11 protein-coding genes and 1 pseudogene are annotated in these 15,903 nt (G+C 65.0%); 5 read left to right on the top strand and 7 right to left on the bottom strand.

The window, feature by feature from the left end; genetic code table 11:
- Positions 1-402: 402 nt before the first annotated feature.
- From F3H98_RS19895 to F3H98_RS19885, 3 genes and pseudogenes are all read right to left on the bottom strand, one after another.
- Positions 403-858 (bottom strand): annotated as a pseudogene (locus F3H98_RS19895) (transposase); the annotation flags it as partial.
- Positions 859-1,145: 287 nt separating this feature from the next.
- Positions 1,146-2,741 (bottom strand): cisplatin damage response ATP-dependent DNA ligase, encoded by a 1,596-nt coding sequence (locus tag F3H98_RS19890; protein WP_149762081.1) that lies wholly within the window; start codon positions 2,739-2,741, stop codon positions 1,146-1,148.
- Between the two features lie 229 nt (positions 2,742-2,970).
- Positions 2,971-3,981, bottom strand: a complete 1,011-nt coding sequence (locus F3H98_RS19885) for a ligase-associated DNA damage response exonuclease (protein ID WP_149762095.1) — start codon at positions 3,979-3,981, stop codon at positions 2,971-2,973.
- Positions 3,982-4,184: 203 nt separating this feature from the next.
- Between F3H98_RS19885 and F3H98_RS19880 the strand changes: the two genes are divergently transcribed.
- Positions 4,185-5,090: a methyltransferase domain-containing protein gene (locus F3H98_RS19880; protein ID WP_149762080.1), complete on the top strand. Its 906-nt coding sequence runs from the start codon at positions 4,185-4,187 to the stop codon at positions 5,088-5,090.
- 7 nt (positions 5,091-5,097) lie between these two features.
- Here the strand turns inward: F3H98_RS19880 and F3H98_RS19875 are convergent, their stop codons facing one another.
- Positions 5,098-5,268, bottom strand: coding sequence for a GPO family capsid scaffolding protein (locus tag F3H98_RS19875; protein WP_149762079.1), 171 nt, complete (start codon positions 5,266-5,268; stop codon positions 5,098-5,100).
- Between the two features lie 143 nt (positions 5,269-5,411).
- Between F3H98_RS19875 and F3H98_RS19870 the strand changes: the two genes are divergently transcribed.
- The 3 genes from F3H98_RS19870 to F3H98_RS19860 all read left to right on the top strand — a co-directional run bounded on the left by F3H98_RS19870 (position 5,412) and on the right by F3H98_RS19860 (position 9,269).
- Positions 5,412-7,934 carry a ligase-associated DNA damage response DEXH box helicase gene (locus F3H98_RS19870; protein WP_149762078.1) on the top strand — a complete coding sequence of 841 codons (2,523 nt, stop codon included), beginning with the start codon at positions 5,412-5,414 and terminating at the stop codon, positions 7,932-7,934.
- Positions 7,931-8,641 (top strand): ligase-associated DNA damage response endonuclease PdeM, encoded by a 711-nt coding sequence (pdeM, locus tag F3H98_RS19865; RefSeq protein WP_149762077.1) that lies wholly within the window; start codon positions 7,931-7,933, stop codon positions 8,639-8,641. The genes F3H98_RS19870 and pdeM overlap by 4 nt, the downstream gene beginning before the upstream one ends.
- A 157-nt stretch (positions 8,642-8,798) precedes the next feature.
- Positions 8,799-9,269: a methyltransferase family protein gene (locus F3H98_RS19860; protein WP_149762076.1), complete on the top strand. Its 471-nt coding sequence runs from the start codon at positions 8,799-8,801 to the stop codon at positions 9,267-9,269.
- A 69-nt stretch (positions 9,270-9,338) separates the two neighbouring features.
- On the opposite strand, the gene F3H98_RS19855 is transcribed toward F3H98_RS19860, so the two are convergent.
- The 3 genes from F3H98_RS19855 to F3H98_RS19845 all read right to left on the bottom strand — a co-directional run bounded on the left by F3H98_RS19855 (position 9,339) and on the right by F3H98_RS19845 (position 14,972).
- The gene (locus F3H98_RS19855; RefSeq protein ID WP_149762075.1) at positions 9,339-10,124 is read right to left on the bottom strand and encodes a TIGR02186 family protein; all 786 of its coding nucleotides are present in this window, start codon (positions 10,122-10,124) and stop codon (positions 9,339-9,341) included.
- Positions 10,124-11,047: a sulfite exporter TauE/SafE family protein gene (locus F3H98_RS19850; protein ID WP_149762074.1), complete on the bottom strand. Its 924-nt coding sequence runs from the start codon at positions 11,045-11,047 to the stop codon at positions 10,124-10,126. The genes F3H98_RS19855 and F3H98_RS19850 overlap by 1 nt, the downstream gene beginning before the upstream one ends.
- 181 nt (positions 11,048-11,228) lie before the next feature.
- On the bottom strand, positions 11,229-14,972 hold the full coding sequence (locus tag F3H98_RS19845; RefSeq protein WP_149762073.1) for a peptidoglycan-binding protein: 3,744 nt from the start codon (positions 14,970-14,972) through the stop codon (positions 11,229-11,231).
- Between the two features lie 450 nt (positions 14,973-15,422).
- On the opposite strand from F3H98_RS19845, the gene F3H98_RS19840 reads away from it, so the two are divergent.
- Positions 15,423-15,884, top strand: a complete 462-nt coding sequence (locus F3H98_RS19840) for a MerR family transcriptional regulator (RefSeq protein ID WP_149762094.1) — start codon at positions 15,423-15,425, stop codon at positions 15,882-15,884.
- Positions 15,885-15,903: the final 19 nt, after the last annotated feature.

The raw sequence follows: 15,903 nt of genomic DNA, 5'->3' as shown, positions 1-15,903 counted from the left end.
TTGCCCGACCGCAAAGGGAGCGCGGGTTTTCACACCGCGAACTAGCCTCGGTCAGGCCCGGACCTCGGGGCATCCTCGCCCCAGCAACGCCACCGATCCGGCACCGTCGCCCTCCCTGATACCCGGTGCGCACCAGGTTCCGTGACGGCGATGGCAGCATTATGCGGGAGGGTGGAGGGGTGTGGATAAAAGAAAATGAAAGACTGCTGACAGATGCTGACAAGGCGAGGGCGGGCATATCTCCCCCCTTGTGGGACCGTTGCGCTATTAGGCTTTGAGCGCAGGCGGAAGGTTGAAGGTCGCGAGCTGTCGGCCGATGGCGCCGATTTGGAGTCGAAGGGGCTAGAATTTTGTGTCTGCGGGCGATTTCGGGCGCAGTTCGCCCCTCAATCAGGTCGCCAGCCGCGCCGCCATCGTCTCGATCACCGTAGCGTCCAGCATCGTGCCGCGCCGCAGGATCAGGCCCGCCTGATCCATCTGCCGGTCCAGTTCGCCAAACAGCTTCTCCAGAAGCTTCTCTTCCACCAGAAGATTGCGGAAGCGGTTGAGCGTCGTGTGGTCCGGAACCGTCTCCTCCAGCCCAAGTCCGACAAAGCGGCGGAACGACAGGCGATCGGCCAGCGCCTCCTCCAGCTCCATATCCGACAAGCCATAGAGCGACTGCAAAAGCAGCGCCTTGAACATCAACAGCGTGTCGTAGGCTGGACGCCCAGGACCGTCCACCGGCCGAAGCCGCGCCAGAACCTTCTCGAAGCGACACCACTTCACCAGCGCCGACAGGCGGTCCAGACGCCCTTCGCGGGCGGCCGGCATCAAAGCCTCTACAAAGCTGAACTGCCCACCAGACTTCCTCGCCATCACAAAAATCCCCGTTCAACAACAGGGAATCACAACCCCACGATTTTGCAATGGTCCCACAAGGGGAGAAGGGAGAGGCGCGCGTTCTGCTCCGCTTTCCGCATCTCGCGGCTGTCACGGCATGGATCCTCGGGTCTTCGCGACGGCCTTCGGCCTGCTGCGCCCGTGGATGACGAAGGGAGGTAGTGCGCCGCTAATCGCCAGCGTCTGTGGTTGCCATATACGTCCCTGAGCGTTGCGTTTCCTACCCGGGTCCTGCCGACTTGTCGCCTTCTCGCCTTGGACGCTCAGTCCAGCATTGCCGTCAGCGTTTCAAGGCGATCCGCCTCATGGGCGGGCTTGTCCCAGCGCAGCCGGGAAATTCTGGGGAAGCGCATGGCGACGCCAGACTTGTGGCGCGTCGAGCGATTGAGGCCCTCGAAGGCGACTTCGAGCACCAGCCCATGCGTCGCGTCGGCCCGCACGGAGCGCACCGGACCGAACCGTTCCACCGTGTTGTCGCGCACATATTTGTCGATCTGTTTCAATTCCTCGTCGGTGAAGCCGAAATAGGCCTTGCCCACCGGCACCAGTTCGCCCGCCTCGGGCGGCCCGGACCAGACGCCGAAGGTGTAATCGGAATAGTAGCTGGAACGCTTGCCGTGGCCGCGCTGCGCATACATCAACACCGCATCGACCGTGTGCGGGTCGCGTTTCCACTTGAACCACGGGCCCTTCGGACGCCCGGCGACGTAGGCCGAATCCCGCCGCTTGATCATCACCCCCTCGATGATCGGATGCGGCGGTGCCTTGCGCAGCGCCTCGAGTTCCTCCCAGCTGGAGAAGGGGATGGTCGGCGAGAGGTCGAAGCGTGACGGCTCGAGCAGGCCGACGAAATCCTCCAGACGCAGCCTTCGCTCGACGAAGGGCAGTTGCCGCAAATCCTCGCTCTCGATCTGCATGACATCGTAGCAGCGCACGAATGCCGGGAAACGCTCTCGTATCTTTGCCGAGACGGCCTTGCGGTTCAGCCGCTGCTGCAGGTCGGAGAAGGTGCCGGTCCATTGCGGCAGCGTGCCGACCAGCAGTTCGCCGTCCAGGGCTGCGTCGAAGTCCATGGCGTCGACCAGATCGGGAAACGCACCGGAAATATCGTCGCCGGTGCGCGAATAAAGCCGCCTGACGCCGCCCAGCGACACCGCCTGGACGCGGATGCCGTCCCATTTCCATTCGGCGACATAGTCGGCCGGTTCAAGCTTCGCCAGATCGTTGTCTTCGACGGGATGCGACAGCATGACCGGCCGGAACAGCGCCTTGGCCGACTGTTTCGGTTTCGGCGCCTTGCCTTCCAGCCATGCGAACAGCGTCGCGTAGGGCGGCGCCAGCCCGTGCCAGAGTTCCTCGATCTCTGCGACGTCGACCTTGCCGAAATCGGCCAGCGCCTGTTTGGCGAGCCGCGCCGAAACGCCGATGCGCAGGCCGCCGGTGACCAGCTTGATGATGGCGAACCGCGCCGAGATGCCGGCGTTGTCGAGCAGACCCGCCAGCACCCCCGGCCCATCCGAACGGCTCGCCGACTGCAGTTTTTCCACCACTTCGCCAAGCGTCGGCACGTGATTGGCGCTCTGTTCGGGTTCCGGCCAGACCAGCGAAACGGTCTCGGCCAGATCGCCGACATAATCGTAGGAGTAACCGAACAGCACCGGATCCATGCGCTCGACGACCAGTGCACGCAGCATGGCCGGCTTCACCGCTGCGATGGCGAGATCGCCGGTGATCGCCTGCAGCGCATAACCACGGTCGGGATCCTCGACGCTGCGGAAATAGTCGGTGATGAGTGTCAGCTTGCCGTTGCGCGACGGCGTCAGCACCAGCCGGTCGAGGAGTTCGGCGAAGCGGTTCATGGCGCCATCGACCTGGGCGAATGTCGAGTTCTACGTTGCCCCCCTCTGTCCTGCCGGAAATCTCCCCCACTGTGGGGGAGATTAGTCGCGTCGCCGACTTCGCCAGATTGCCTACCTCGAAGGATGAGCGCCGCCGTTGATGGCAGCTCATCTCCCCCCTCGTGGGGGAGATGTCCGGCAGGACAGAGGGGGGCGCGAGAGAATGCGATGCTGCCGCTACCGGTCATCATCAATCCCCCTCGTCCTCGTAGCCGACGAGGTGCAGGGGACGCGCCGCAATGCCGTTGAGCTCACACCAGCGCACCAGCGCCTCCTCGCGGCCATGCGTGACCCAGACCTCGGCCGCGCCGGTCTCCACGATGGTGTCGGTCAGTTCGTCCCAGTCGGAGTGATCGGAGATGATCAGCGGCAGCTCAACGCCGATCTGCTTGGCGCGCTGGCGGATGCGCATCCATCCGGACGCGTAGCAGGCGACCGGATCGGGAAAGCGCCGCGCCCAGCGGTCGACGAAGGCCGAAGGCGTGCCGACCACCACGGCGCCGGCGAAATCCCGTTTCGATCCGCTTTCCACGGTCGCCGGTTCGAGCAGGCCCAGCGCCACGCCCTGGCTTTCGTAATATTCGCTGAGCCGCGCCAGCGCGCCATGGATATAGATCGGCTCCGCATAACCCAGATCGCGCAGCAGGCGGATGACGCGCTGCGCCTTGCCGAGCGCATAGGCGCCGATCAGATGCGACCGCTCGGGAAACTGCGCGACGGATTTCAGCAGCCGGCCCATCTCCTCGCGGTCGGGCGGATGCCGGAAAACCGGCAGGCCGAACGTGGCTTCAGTGATGAAGACGTCGCACTTCACCGGTTCGAACGGCACGCAAGTTGGGTCGGGTTGGCGCTTGTAATCGCCCGAGGCGACGATGCGGACGCCGTTGTGCTCGACTGAGATCTGCGCGGAACCGAGCACATGGCCGGCGGGGTGGAAGGTTGCCTTGACGCCGTTGAGGTCGATGGTTTCGCCGAGCGTGGCTGCCTGCGTGGCGCCGGCGAAGCCGTCGCCGTAACGGATGGCCATGATGTCGAGCGTCTGCTGCGTGGCGAGCACGCTCGCGTGCCCGGAACGCGCATGATCCGAATGACCGTGGGTGATCAGCGCCCGTTCGACCGGGCGCACCGGATCGATGAAAAAATCGCCGGGCGGGCAGTAGAGCCCTTCGGGCCGGGGACGGAGCAGGTCGCGGGCGCGCATCCCCTGCAAGATAGGCATTTGTTCCGCTCGGGAAAGCCCGTTGAAATCGTCTCCTGACTCCGCGATATAGCGCCACCGGCTAGAGCGGAATGCATTCAGGTTGAACCGTACATTCCGCTCTATCTGTTTGTTTGCCGCATTTGTGCGACGCCAGGCGATTCCACCTGGTTGCAAAATGCTCCAATGCCGGAGGGAACCGTGTCTTGAAACCACTCGATCTTGCTTCCGGCGACATGCTCGCCGACCGCCGCGCCGACTATGCCGAAATGCTGTTTGCCTCGGGCGACCATGCCGCCGCGGCCGAGCTGATGCTCGGCGCGCTGGAACTGGCGCCCGGCTGGGCGATGGGCTGGTTTCGCCTTGGCGAAATGCAGGAGGCGGCGGGTGCTGCCGACCAGGCCGCGGAAGCCTGGCGCATGAGCCTGAAGCTCGACCCCGCCGACCGGCCGGGCGCGGCGCTGAAGCTGGAGTTGATCGGGGCGGCGCCGGCTTCGGCAGCACCCCCGAGCCCGTTCGTCGAGGCGCTGTTCGACCAGTATGCGGGAAGCTTCGACAGTGCGCTGGTGGAAAGACTGGGCTACCGCGTGCCGGAACTGCTCGACCAGGCGATCCGGACGCAGCGCGACAGTTTCGGCCGCGCCGTCGATCTCGGCTGCGGCACCGGCCTGATGGGGGCGCGGCTGCGCCCGGTCGCCGGTGTTCTCGAAGGCTACGACATTTCGGCTGGTATGCTGAGGAAGGCCGAGGCCAAGCATATCTATGACAGGCTGGAGAAGGCCGACCTGCAGAGCATAAGCCTCGCGCCGGAGAGCGCCGATCTCGTCGTCGCCGCCGACGTGTTCATGTATCTCGGGGGCCTCGACGGCATTTTCGCGGCCGCCGCCGCGGCACTCAAGGCGGCTGGCCTGTTCGCCTTTTCGGTCGAGCATCACGCCGGCGTGGAGGATTTCGTGCTGCGCACTTCCCGCCGCTACGCGCATTCGCAGATGTACCTCCGGCGGTTGCTCGCCGGCGTGGGGCTCTCGGTCAGATCGCTCGAGCGCGCCGATATCCGCATGGATCGCGGCGAAGCGATCGAAGGGCTGATCGTGGTGGCGGCAAAGGAATAACGGCGGCCTACCTGCCGGGTTTCGGGCTGCCCAGCATGCCGCGCGAGCGTAGCCGAGTTTCCGCTGGTTTCGGAGTGGGACCGATCTGCTTCTGCAATTGCAGAACCGCTTCCTGCAAAGCACGGACTTCTGTCTCCAGGCTGGCAATGCGGGCTTCGAAGGCTGCCGTGTCGGTCATGAGTGTCGTCTCGATGCTTTTGTTGCTCTTTTGACGCCGCGATTCATCAACTGCAAGGGTGGGGCAAGGAGCGGTCGCCGGGCGATCCCGTTTTGTTCCAGATTCCGCTTGGCGTTTTTCTATGCCCACGCTACTTCTGATGCGTGACGCAGCAAGCCCGCCTCGCGCCCGAGAACGCCGCCGCCTTTCTGCCGGAGCCTTTCCTTGACTGGTTTACGGAACGCGGCTGGTCGCCGCGCGCCCACCAGATCGAGCTGCTCGCCCGCGCCCAGGCCGGAAAATCGGTTCTGTTGATCGCGCCGACCGGGGCCGGCAAGACGCTGGCCGGCTTCCTGCCGTCGCTGACCGATCTTGCCGTGCGGCCGAAGCGCAAGCCCGGCGAGGCGCATCGCGGCATCCACACGCTCTACATCTCGCCGCTGAAGGCGCTCGCCGTCGACATCGAGCGCAACCTCGGCAAGCCGGTCGGCGAGATGGGGCTGCCGATTTCCATGGAGACGCGCACCGGCGACACGCCGATGCACAAGCGACAGCGCCAGAAGCTGGCGCCGCCGGACATCCTGCTGACCACGCCCGAACAGCTTGCGCTGCTGATCTCTACCGCCGACGCCGAGCGGTTCTTCTGCGACCTGCGTTACGTCGTGCTTGATGAGCTGCATTCGCTGGTGACTTCGAAACGCGGCCATCTCTTGTCGCTCGGGCTGGCGCGGCTGCGCCGCTTCGTTCCCGGCTTGCAGACCATCGGCCTGTCGGCGACCGTCGCCGAACCGGACGAATTGCGGCGCTGGCTGGTGCCGCAGAACCCGCCCGGCGGCCTGTCCGAACTGATCACGGTCGCCGGCGGCGCCAAGCCCGACATCTCGATCCTCGATTCCAGGGAGCGCGTGCCGTGGGCAGGCCACATGGCGCGTTATGCCATCCCCGAAATCTATGACGCCGTGCGCGAGCACCGGACCACGCTGCTTTTCGTCAACACGCGCAGCCAGGCCGAGATGCTGTTCCAGGAATTGTGGCGGGTGAACGACGATTCGCTGCCGATCGCGCTGCATCACGGCTCGCTCGATGTCGGCCAGCGCCGCAAGGTGGAGAAGGCGATGGAGGCGGGCAGCCTCAGCGCCATCGTCGCCACCTCGACGCTCGATCTCGGTATCGACTGGGGCGATGTCGATCTCGTCGTGCATGTCGGCGCGCCCAAGGGTGCCAGCCGGCTGGCGCAGCGTATCGGACGGTCCAATCACCGCATGGACGAGCCGTCGAAGGCGCTGCTGATCCCGGCCAACCGCTTCGAGGTGCTGGAGTGCCGGGCAGCCCTCGAAGCCAATTACCTCGGCGCACAGGACACGCCGCCGCTGCTCGCCGGCGCGCTCGACGTGCTGGCGCAGCACGTTTTGGGCAGCGCCTGCGGCGCGCCGTTCGACACGGACGAGCTTTACGGCGAAATCATCAGTGCTGCGCCGTATGCGGGCGTCGACCGGCAGACGTTCGACCGCGTCGTCGATTTTGTCGCCACAGGCGGCTATGCGCTGAGGAGCTACGAGCGTTACGCCAAGATAAGACTGACCAAGGACGGCAAGTGGCGGATATCGCATCCGCGTTTTGCCCAGCAGTACCGGCTGAACGTCGGCACCATCATCGAGCAGCCGATGCTCAACGTGCGCTATGTCAGGCAGGGCAGGGGCGCCAGTTCGCGCGGCGGCGCGCCGCTCGGCAAGATCGAGGAATACTTCCTGGAGACGATGACGCCGGGCGACACCTTCCTGTTTGCCGGCCGCACGCTGCGTTTCGAGGGCATCCGCGAAAACGAAGCCTACGTTTCCAACGCCACGGGTGTGGATGCGAAAGTGCCGATCTATGCCGGCGGGAAATTCCCTCTGTCGACCTATCTCGCCGACCAGGTGCGCGGCCTGCTCGCCGATCCCGACCAGTGGAAGAAATTGCCCGAGCAGGTGTCGGACTGGCTGCGGCTGCAGCAGGAAAAATCCGTGCTGCCGCGCAGGAAGGACCTGCTGATCGAGACGTTCCCGCGCGCCAACCGCTTCTACATGGTGGCCTATGCCTTCGAAGGACGGCTGGCGCACCAGACCCTGGGCATGCTGTTGACCCGCCGGCTGGAACGCGCCGGCGCTCACCCGACCGGCTTCGTCGCCACGGAATATTCGCTCGCCGTATGGGGCCTGGAAGACATGGGCGCCATGTTCAGGAGGCGCAAACCCTCGCTCGCCGAACTCTTCGACGAGGACATGCTGGGCGACGACCTCGATGCGTGGCTTGCCGAAAGCTGGCTCTTGAAGCGCACCTTCCGCAATTGCGCGCTGATCTCGGGGCTGATCGAGAAGCGCCATCCCGGCCAGGAAAAGAGCGGCCGCCAGGTCACCGTCTCGGCCGACCTGATCTACGACGTGCTGCGCAGCCATGAGCCGGACCACATTCTCCTGCAGGCGACACGCGCGGATGCGGCGGCCGGCCTGCTCGATGTCAGCAGACTTGCCGACATGCTGTCGCGCATCAAGGGTAGAATCATGCATAAGGACCTGGAGCGCATTTCGCCGCTCGCCGTGCCGGTGATGATGGAGATCGGCAAGGAGGCGGTGGCCGGCGATGCAAACGAGATGCTTCTGTCGGAAGCGGCGGACGATCTGATCGAGGAAGCGATGGGCGGGGCATGAGCCAAACCGCGGTGAAGCCGGCAACGAGGCCGGAGGAAATCGAGATCGCCGGCGAACGCGCCGTCTGCGACCAGAGCGGCGTGCTCTATTTTCCCGAACTCGACCTGCTCGTGGTTTCCGACCTGCATCTGGAAAAGGGCGCAGCCTACGCGCGCCGCGGCTCGTTCGTGCCGCCTTACGACACCGCCGCCACTTTGCTGCGGCTGCAGGCGGTGGTCGCGCACTACGATCCGAAGATGGTGATCAGCCTTGGCGACAGCTTTCACGACGGCAGGGGGTCTGCCGACATGCCTGACGTTTTCCGCCACCGGCTGACCGCATTGATGGCCGGCCGCGACTGGTTCTGGGTTGCCGGCAACCACGATCCCGACGCGCCGGAAGGCCTGCCCGGCGAGACGGTGAGGGAACTTGCCATCGGCAACCTGGTGTTCCGGCACGAGCCGTCACGGGTGGCGATGCCCGGCGAGATCGCGGGCCACCTTCACCCTTGCGCACGCATCGTGCAACGCGGTCGCTCGGTGCGCCGGCGCTGCTTCGCCAGCGATGGCAGCCGGCTGATCATGCCGGCCTTCGGCTCCTACACCGGTTCGCTCAACGTGCTCGACCGCGCCTATGCCGGTTTGTTCAGCAGGGATGCCTTCATGGCCTACCTGCTCGGCACCCGGCGCATCTACGCCATCGCCGGCTCGATGCTGAGACCGGGATAGTTCTTCCTCTGTTCAATGAATGGGCCGTTGCGCCGTCCGAGATTGGCTTTGCAAGCAGTTTGACGATAGTCTGCAAGCGGACATAGGTGGAATGCATTCCGCCGGATGTGTTTGCCTGCAAATGCCTCGACACGGACCTTGGGGTCACGGTCCTGCCATGGATGACACGGCTGATACCGCTCAAGTCGTCGTTCGGCCGCCGCTCGCATGGGCGCTTGCCGTCGTCGCCGGGCTCGCACTGCACTGGCTCGTACCGCTGCCGTTCCTGCCAGCCGGCCTGCCCGTGGGTTGGCTTGGCGCAGCTATCTTTGTACTTGCACTGGCGTTGTTTGCATGGGCAATCGTTACCGTCACCAGGAGCGGTTCGAACGTCCCTACCAACCGGCCGACCACCGCCATCGTCGAGAGCGGGCCGTATCGCTTCACACGCAACCCCATTTATCTCGGCATGGTGCTCGGCCTGATCGGCCTCGCCATCGCGCTGGACAATCTCTGGCTGCTGATAGCGCTGGCGCCTTTCGCGCTGGTTATCCGCTATGGCGTCGTCGCCCGCGAGGAGGCCTATCTCGAGCGCAAATTCGGCGATGTCTATCGTGGCTACCGGTCGCGCGTAAGGCGGTGGCTGTAGCCCTTCGGGTTTGAAGCGGGCATTCCCCAAGCTGTTTGCGCGCCTCCGATGGGAGAGGGCACGTCACCATCAATCCTTGCGGAAGATGAGGCGGCCTAGCCAGCCGGTCAACATGGCAAGCAGCACGGCGAAAACGCCGTACAGAAAACCGTAGTCGCGCGAGGCGAGGAAGATCGATTGCTCGAAGCCGGCCTTCAGGATCGCCAGTTGCGCCGAAGTTTCCTTGATGAAGACGCCGTTGCGGAAGAGGAAGGCGCGCGCCTTGTGCGTGCCCACCGGAACGTTGGGCGCCAGCTCGACGGTTGCGCGGAAAAGGTTCTGCGACAGGAACTGAACGCCGCCGATGCGTTCGTTGTAAAGGCCCGTCGCCTGCTTGCGGTCGCGCAGGGCCTCGGTGAATTCCTGGATCGTCACCGGGTTCGCCCGCTTGTTTTCGGGCTCCATGTAGATGTTGGCCGGCCCCAGCGACAGCTGCTTGTAGCTGGTCGGGGTTGTCATGTCCTGGAAGGCGCGGGTCGTCGACACCGAATAGGAGATCGGCACGTTGAGGAAGGTTTCGGATCTGGTGTTGATCCACATGCCGAGGACGCGGCCCTTGCGGCGCACCACCACCGGCCGCGCCGGCCCCTCCAGCACGACGATGATGTCGTAGCGGCCCTGCCGGCTGATCAGCGGGTCGGGATTGTCGATCGCCCCGAAGATGGTCAGGTCGGCGCCGGCGAAGTCGGAGGTGATGGAGACACGGTCGGTGGAAAGGCCGATCTCGATGTTTTCCGGGTTCTGTTCCTGCGCCTCAGCACCGCCGGCCAGAAGCAGGCAGGCCAGGCAGGCGGTGACGATGCGCCGCAAGGCCATCAGATGCCTCCGAGCGCTGTAAGCGAATAGAGGTTGGCCGGCCTGACGAAGAGATCGAAGGCAAGGCGCAGCGCCACCGCCAGCACCAGGGCGGCGAGCAGCGCCCGCAACTGTTCGCCGCGCAGCTTCTGCCCCGCCTTGGCGCCATATTGCGCGCCGGCGACGCCACCCACCATGAGCACGAAGGCCAGCACCACGTCGACCGTCTGGTTGGCGGTGGCGTGCACCAGCGTCGTGTAGGCGGCAACGAAGATGATCTGAAACAGGGAGGTGCCGACGACGACGTTGGTCGGCACTTTCAGCAGATAAATCAGCGCCGGCACCATGATGAAGCCGCCGCCGACGCCCATGATGGCGGCAAGGAAGCCGATGGCGGCGCCAAGCCCCAGAACCGGGATGACGCTGACGAACAGCTTCGACGTGCGGAAGCGCATCTTCAGCGGCAGCTTGTGAATCCAGTTGTGCTGGCCCGACTTCTTCATTGTCGGCGCAGCACCCGAACTGGTGCGCCGCAGGGCGTTTACGCTTTCCACCATCATCAGCCCGCCGACGGTGCCGAGCAGCGCGACGTAGAGCAGCGAGATGAACAGGTCGAGCTGGCCGATGGAGCGCAGCAGCGCAAACACATAGGCGCCCACGGTGGACCCGGCGATGCCGCCGATCAGAAGCATGGTGCCGAGCTTGAAGTCGAGCGTGCCGCGTTTGACGTGCGCAAGCGCGCCCGAGAAGGAAGAAGCGATGACCTGGTTCGCGCCGGTGGCCACCGCGATCGCCGGCGGGATGTTGTAGAAGATCAGCAGCGGGGTGATGAGGAAGCCGCCGCCGACCCCGAACATGCCCGACAGGAAGCCCACCGCCGCGCCCATGGCAAGCAGCACGAAGACATTGACAGACATTTCGGCGATCGGGAGATAGATGCCCACCCGTCAAACTCTGGTTTTGGTGCCTGTTCTCGCCCCTGACGAGATGTAACGCACGACTAATTCGTAGTTGCGCCGACATTGCGGCGAAGTCAAACTTTGCACACGACTTGGTTAAAAAAAACCGCAGCACTTCCAAAGGGATGGCAGGCCCGGCGCATTATGCGCGCCGGGCCTCTGAAATTCATTTCTTTTCAAGCAGGAGGCGGACCAGTTTGTCGTCCACTTCGCCCGTCGCATCCATGCCATTGTCGCCCTGGAAGGTGGCGATGGCGGCCTTGGTCTTGGCGCCCATGACGCCGTCGGCGCTGCCGGCGTCGTAGCCGTTCTTGTTGAGGATGCGCTGCATGTTCTGCACCACCTGCTTCATGTCGATGCTGGCGGTCTTGGCGTTGCTTTCCTGCCAGGATTCCGGGATTTCAACGCTGTTGGTCTCGGCGTTGACGGCCTTTGGCTTCCACAGCTCCGAAACGGCGCGGGCCTTCTCCAGCTGCTCGGGCCGCAGCGCCCTGGCGATCTCGTCGCGCTTGGCGGCGGCATCGCGGTCGCCGGCCTTGGCGACGAGGGCGAACCACTTGTAGGATTCCTCGAGGTTCTGGATCATGCCGACGCCCTTGGCGGCCAGGATGCCCAGATTGAACTGGCTGTCCTTGACGCCGAGTTCGGCGGCCTGGGTGAACCAGCGCGCCGCCGAATCATTGTCGGCAACGCCGTCTGCGCCCATCGCGAACAGAACGGCCAGGTTGTGCATTGCGCTGGCGTTGCCCTGCGCGGCGGCCATCTGATACCAGGTCTTGGCCTTCGCCACGTCGCGCGTGACGCCGAGGCCTTTCTCGTAGAGATTCCCGATCCGGTACTGAGCCGGCGCAAAGCCGAGCTCGGCGGATTTCTCGTACCATCCGGCCGCCTGCTTCATGTCGGACTTGACGCCGCGACCGTCGGCATAGCGCGAGCCGATCTCGAAGATGGCCTTGCTGTCGCCGGCCTCGGCTGCTTCGCGCAGCGGGACCGGGCCGGCCTCGACCGGCACGAGAATGGGGCTCGCCGTCGCAGTGGTGACAGGCGCGGCCGGCGCCGGCGTGCTGGCGGTCGCCAGGTCGGCGGCGGCGCCGTCCTCGTCCTGCAGTTCGGGCTTCAGGGTGGCGGTGGCCGTCGCTGCTTCGGGTTGCGGCGCGGCGGAGGCTTCCATTTCCGGCGTATCCGCCGGCATCGCGGCTGCGGTTTCTTCGGTGGCTGGCGAGGCCGTTTCCAGCGGCGAGCGTTCAGTCGCGTCGACCGTGCGGACCGGCGATGCACTGCCGCCGGTATCGGCGACGTCCTGTGCGGGCTGTGCTGCCTGCGGGGCCGCCGGCGCCATGGCCGTGGATTGGATGCCGCTATCCGGCGCCGTCAGCTCGGCCACCTCCCTGTCGGCGAAGAAGGCCTTGCCAAGCTGCATGCCAGCGAGCGCCAGCATGATCGCGGTTGCCGAGAGCAGCATCGTCTTGCGCTTCGAGCGGAACAGCGAGCCGAGCTTCAGCCGGCCGCCTTCGCCGTCGCCCTCGGCGGTTTTCTTCAGCATGTCGGCTTCGGCGGCCGCCGCCTGCGCGGCACGGCGCGCTGCCGCGATGAAGTCGGACTTGGCCGCGTCCATATCGGCTGGCTTCGCGGGCGAGCCGCGTTCGTCGCGCACCCGCTTCATGATGGCGCTGAGGTCTGGCGCGCCGGAACCCGGCTCGAGCGGCCGGTTGGCGATTTTCGGGTCGAGCGGTTCGTCGAGATCGACGCTGGGTGCTGCCGCTTCCATCGTTGGCTCTTCCGAGCCGGCGAGCGGCAGTTCCTCGGCTTCCTTTTTGCCGCCAAACGCCCGCGACAGTCCGCCGAGCATCGTGCGCACGCGGCCGCCGGCTTCCTGCTCGGCTTGGATGCCGGTGCTGCTCAGCGCCGCAACCGCGGCAGCGGCCGCCGCCTCGGCTGGCGAACGGGTGACAGCGGGCTGTCCCCAGCCGCGCGCGATCTCGGGCTCGATCGTTTCGGGATCGGCCGGATGGGTGTCGCCGGGCTCGATCGAGGGGGCGTTGTCGAGCGACAGCTTGCGCGGCAGCGGCTGCTCGGCGGTGCCGGTTTCCAGCGAGCCCAGCCGGTCGACGATCTTCAAGAGCGTGTCGTGGATCGCTTCGAAGGTCTTCGAATTGCGTTCGTCCGAGCGGCGGGTGAGCGTCTCCAGCGCCTTGAGATCGTCGGCGAGGCCGGCAACCGCCGCTGCATTGGTCTTGGAGCCCGCCAGCGACTTCACCGCGTCTTCGGCAGCCTGGCGCGCCGCCGCCAGGATGCTCTCGCGGCTTCCGGCGATGGATTTCTCGATATCGACCAGGCGCGGCGCGATGTCCTCGAATTCGGGCATCGGCGCGCTCGGGCGAGCCAGATGCGCCGACAGGCCGGCGACCTGCGCTTCCAGATTGCGGATCAGGTCGGGATCGATGCCGGCGACCTGCGAGGCCGAACTGTCGAGGCGTCCGGAGATGTTTTCAAGCCGGGCTTCGAGGCCGCGGATCGCGTCGTCACTCGCCGCAGTGCCACGGTCTTCCAGCTTGCGCGCGAAATCGTTGAAGCGCTGGTCGATAGCCTCCATGATCTCGCCGCTGGCGGGCATTGCCGCCGCACCGCGATGATCGAGCCGCTCGGCCACCTCGTCGAGGCGGCGTTCCAGGTCGCGGAAGAGCGCCTGTCCGTGCTCGATGGCGTCGCCCTGGCGGCGGTCCAGCATGTCGGAAAGCATGTCGAAACGCTGTTCGATGCCTTGAAGGAACCGGTCGGAGACGGCGGCCTGCGGCGCCCTGTCGAGCTTTTCGCCGATCGAGGCGACCTGCCTCGCCAGCCGCTCGACCGCCTGCTCCGGCAACTCGGCGCGTATCGCGAGTTCATCCACGCGCTGCGACAGAAGGTTGAGCCGGTCGATGACTTCGCCATTGGGGCGGTCGTCGACGAGTTCCTCCAGCTGCCTGGCGAGCGAGGTGATGCGCGCCTCGATGCGTTCGAAGGGCTGCGGATCGATGTGGGGCGGCCGGTTGGAGACGGCGGAAGCCACGATGGCGCGAGAAATCTCGTCGAGGCGCTCTTCGATCTGGCCGAACGCGTCGGAGCCGCGGCGGTCCTGCTGACGGGAGAAATGATCGACGGCGCCTGCCAGCATCCGCACCTTTTCCTCCAGCGACTGCAGCGACAGTGATTCCGGCAGATTGTTCACCGCGTCGTTGATCTGCTCCAGCCGTGCGTTGAGCGCGGCGATCTCGGGATCCTCGCCACGGCGCAGCGAGCCGGCCGAAACGCGATCTTCGAAGGCGCTCCAGCGGCGGTCGAAATCGTCCCACCGGCGGTCGACCGAGAGAACGGTCTCCTCGCGCGCCAGGGTGTCGAGCGCTGCCTTCACCTGCTCCAGCTTAAGGCGCAGGAGGTTGACGCTCCTGTCGTCGCTGCGTTCGGAGAGTTCGCGGATGGCGCCGGACAAGCGTTCGAACTCGACATTGAGCTCGGCTCCCGCCCTGGCGGAGGCCGGAGAGGAATAAGCGCGCGCGATTTCGGAGCGCAGGCTGTCGAATTCGCGGCGCAGCCCGGCCGTCATCTGGTGGTGCAACTCCTCGCGCAGGCCCTTCAGTTCGCCGGCGATCTTGCCGACGGCGGCGATGCCGTCTTCCTGGCTGCGCACCCGGTCGAGATCGCGGGCGAGCGACTGGTAAGGCTTTTCGGACATAGGCCGGGCCGCTGCCGGCATGCGCGGCCTCGCATAGAAATCGTCTTTCGGTGCGTACGGGTCAGGCCGAGAGTCCTGGTTTCGCTCAAGCCGCTGTTCGAGATTTTCCAGCGAGCGGTTCAGGTCCTCCAGCGAGGTGTAAGGCCTGCGCTGCCGTCCGGCATTGAGTGAATCGAGATAGGATCGCTTGCTGTTCATCGAAACGCCCGTTTGCCAACCAATGCCGGTCGCCTTCCCGGCTTCCCCCAATTCCGTGCCGGGAACGAACGCTACCGCGCTATGCCGCGGCGGAAGACAGTCTTCCGGGGCTTTTCGCCCTCGATCCGAAAAACCGTGAAAAATTCGATACAGGATAACCACGGAGCACCGACATGCGCACAATTCCCTGATCGTGGTAAACAAGGTCTTAACCAAAATTACCAAGACGCAAAGAAAGTGTTAAAAGGTGCGACACCGTTGCGCTTTGGGGAGCTTGCGTTGCGGAAGATCGATCGTTATATACCTTACGTAAACGTAAGAGGCATGCAGATCGCGCCTTCTTGCGCTGAATTTGTCGAAACCTCGAATGGAAACCCACAAAGCCCCACGGCTTCCGTTCACGCGTCCAGGCAACGCCGGGCGCCCCAACAGGGCAAAGCGAAAAAAATGATGAAACCGATGACGGCGGTCGACGCCGCGGCCAATACCAATGAAATTTCCATGGACATGCAGGACGGCTTTATCCGTATCGGCGAAATGGCCAAGAAGCACGACGTGACGCTGCGCACCTTGCGCTTCTATGAAGACAAGGGCCTGCTGAATCCCAAGCGCGAGGGCGCCACCCGCCTTTACTCGCGTCGCGACAACGCCCGGCTGAAGCTCATCCTGCTTGGCCGCAAGGTTGGCTTCTCCCTGCGCGAAGTGAAGCAGATGATCGACCTCTACGACCCGTCCGGCTCGAACGCCAAACAGCTGAAGCTGGCGCTCGACAAGTCGGAAAAGCAGCTTGGCCGTCTGCAGAAGCAGCGCCAGGCCATCGACGAGGCGATCGGCGAACTGAGCGAGGCCATGTCGATCGTCCGCGACATGCTCAGCGAACGCCAGAACGTCCCGGTCAGCGCCTCCGCCTGACCGGCGGCTTTCGTCCTGA

This window comes from Neomesorhizobium albiziae (assembly GCF_900114255.1).
Classification (GTDB): Bacteria; Pseudomonadota; Alphaproteobacteria; order Rhizobiales; family Rhizobiaceae; genus Neomesorhizobium; species Neomesorhizobium albiziae.
This window is presented reverse-complemented; position numbering and strand designations above follow the sequence as displayed.

Bases quoted from the DNA above. Each gene is read 5' to 3' on its own strand.
- F3H98_RS19890 (WP_149762081.1), bottom strand. From the start codon at position 2,741: ATGAACCGCTTCGCCGAACTCCTCGACCGGCTGGTGCTGACGCCGTCG.
- F3H98_RS19885 (WP_149762095.1), bottom strand. From the start codon at position 3,981: ATGCGCGCCCGCGACCTGCTCCGTCCCCGGCCCGAAGGGCTCTACTGC.
- F3H98_RS19875 (WP_149762079.1), bottom strand. From the start codon at position 5,268: ATGACCGACACGGCAGCCTTCGAAGCCCGCATTGCCAGCCTGGAGACA.
- pdeM (WP_149762077.1), top strand. From the start codon at position 7,931: ATGAGCCAAACCGCGGTGAAGCCGGCAACGAGGCCGGAGGAAATCGAG.
- F3H98_RS19860 (WP_149762076.1), top strand. From the start codon at position 8,799: ATGGATGACACGGCTGATACCGCTCAAGTCGTCGTTCGGCCGCCGCTC.
- F3H98_RS19855 (WP_149762075.1), bottom strand. From the start codon at position 10,124: ATGGCCTTGCGGCGCATCGTCACCGCCTGCCTGGCCTGCCTGCTTCTG.
- F3H98_RS19845 (WP_149762073.1), bottom strand. From the start codon at position 14,972: ATGAACAGCAAGCGATCCTATCTCGATTCACTCAATGCCGGACGGCAG.
- F3H98_RS19840 (WP_149762094.1), top strand. From the start codon at position 15,423: ATGAAACCGATGACGGCGGTCGACGCCGCGGCCAATACCAATGAAATT.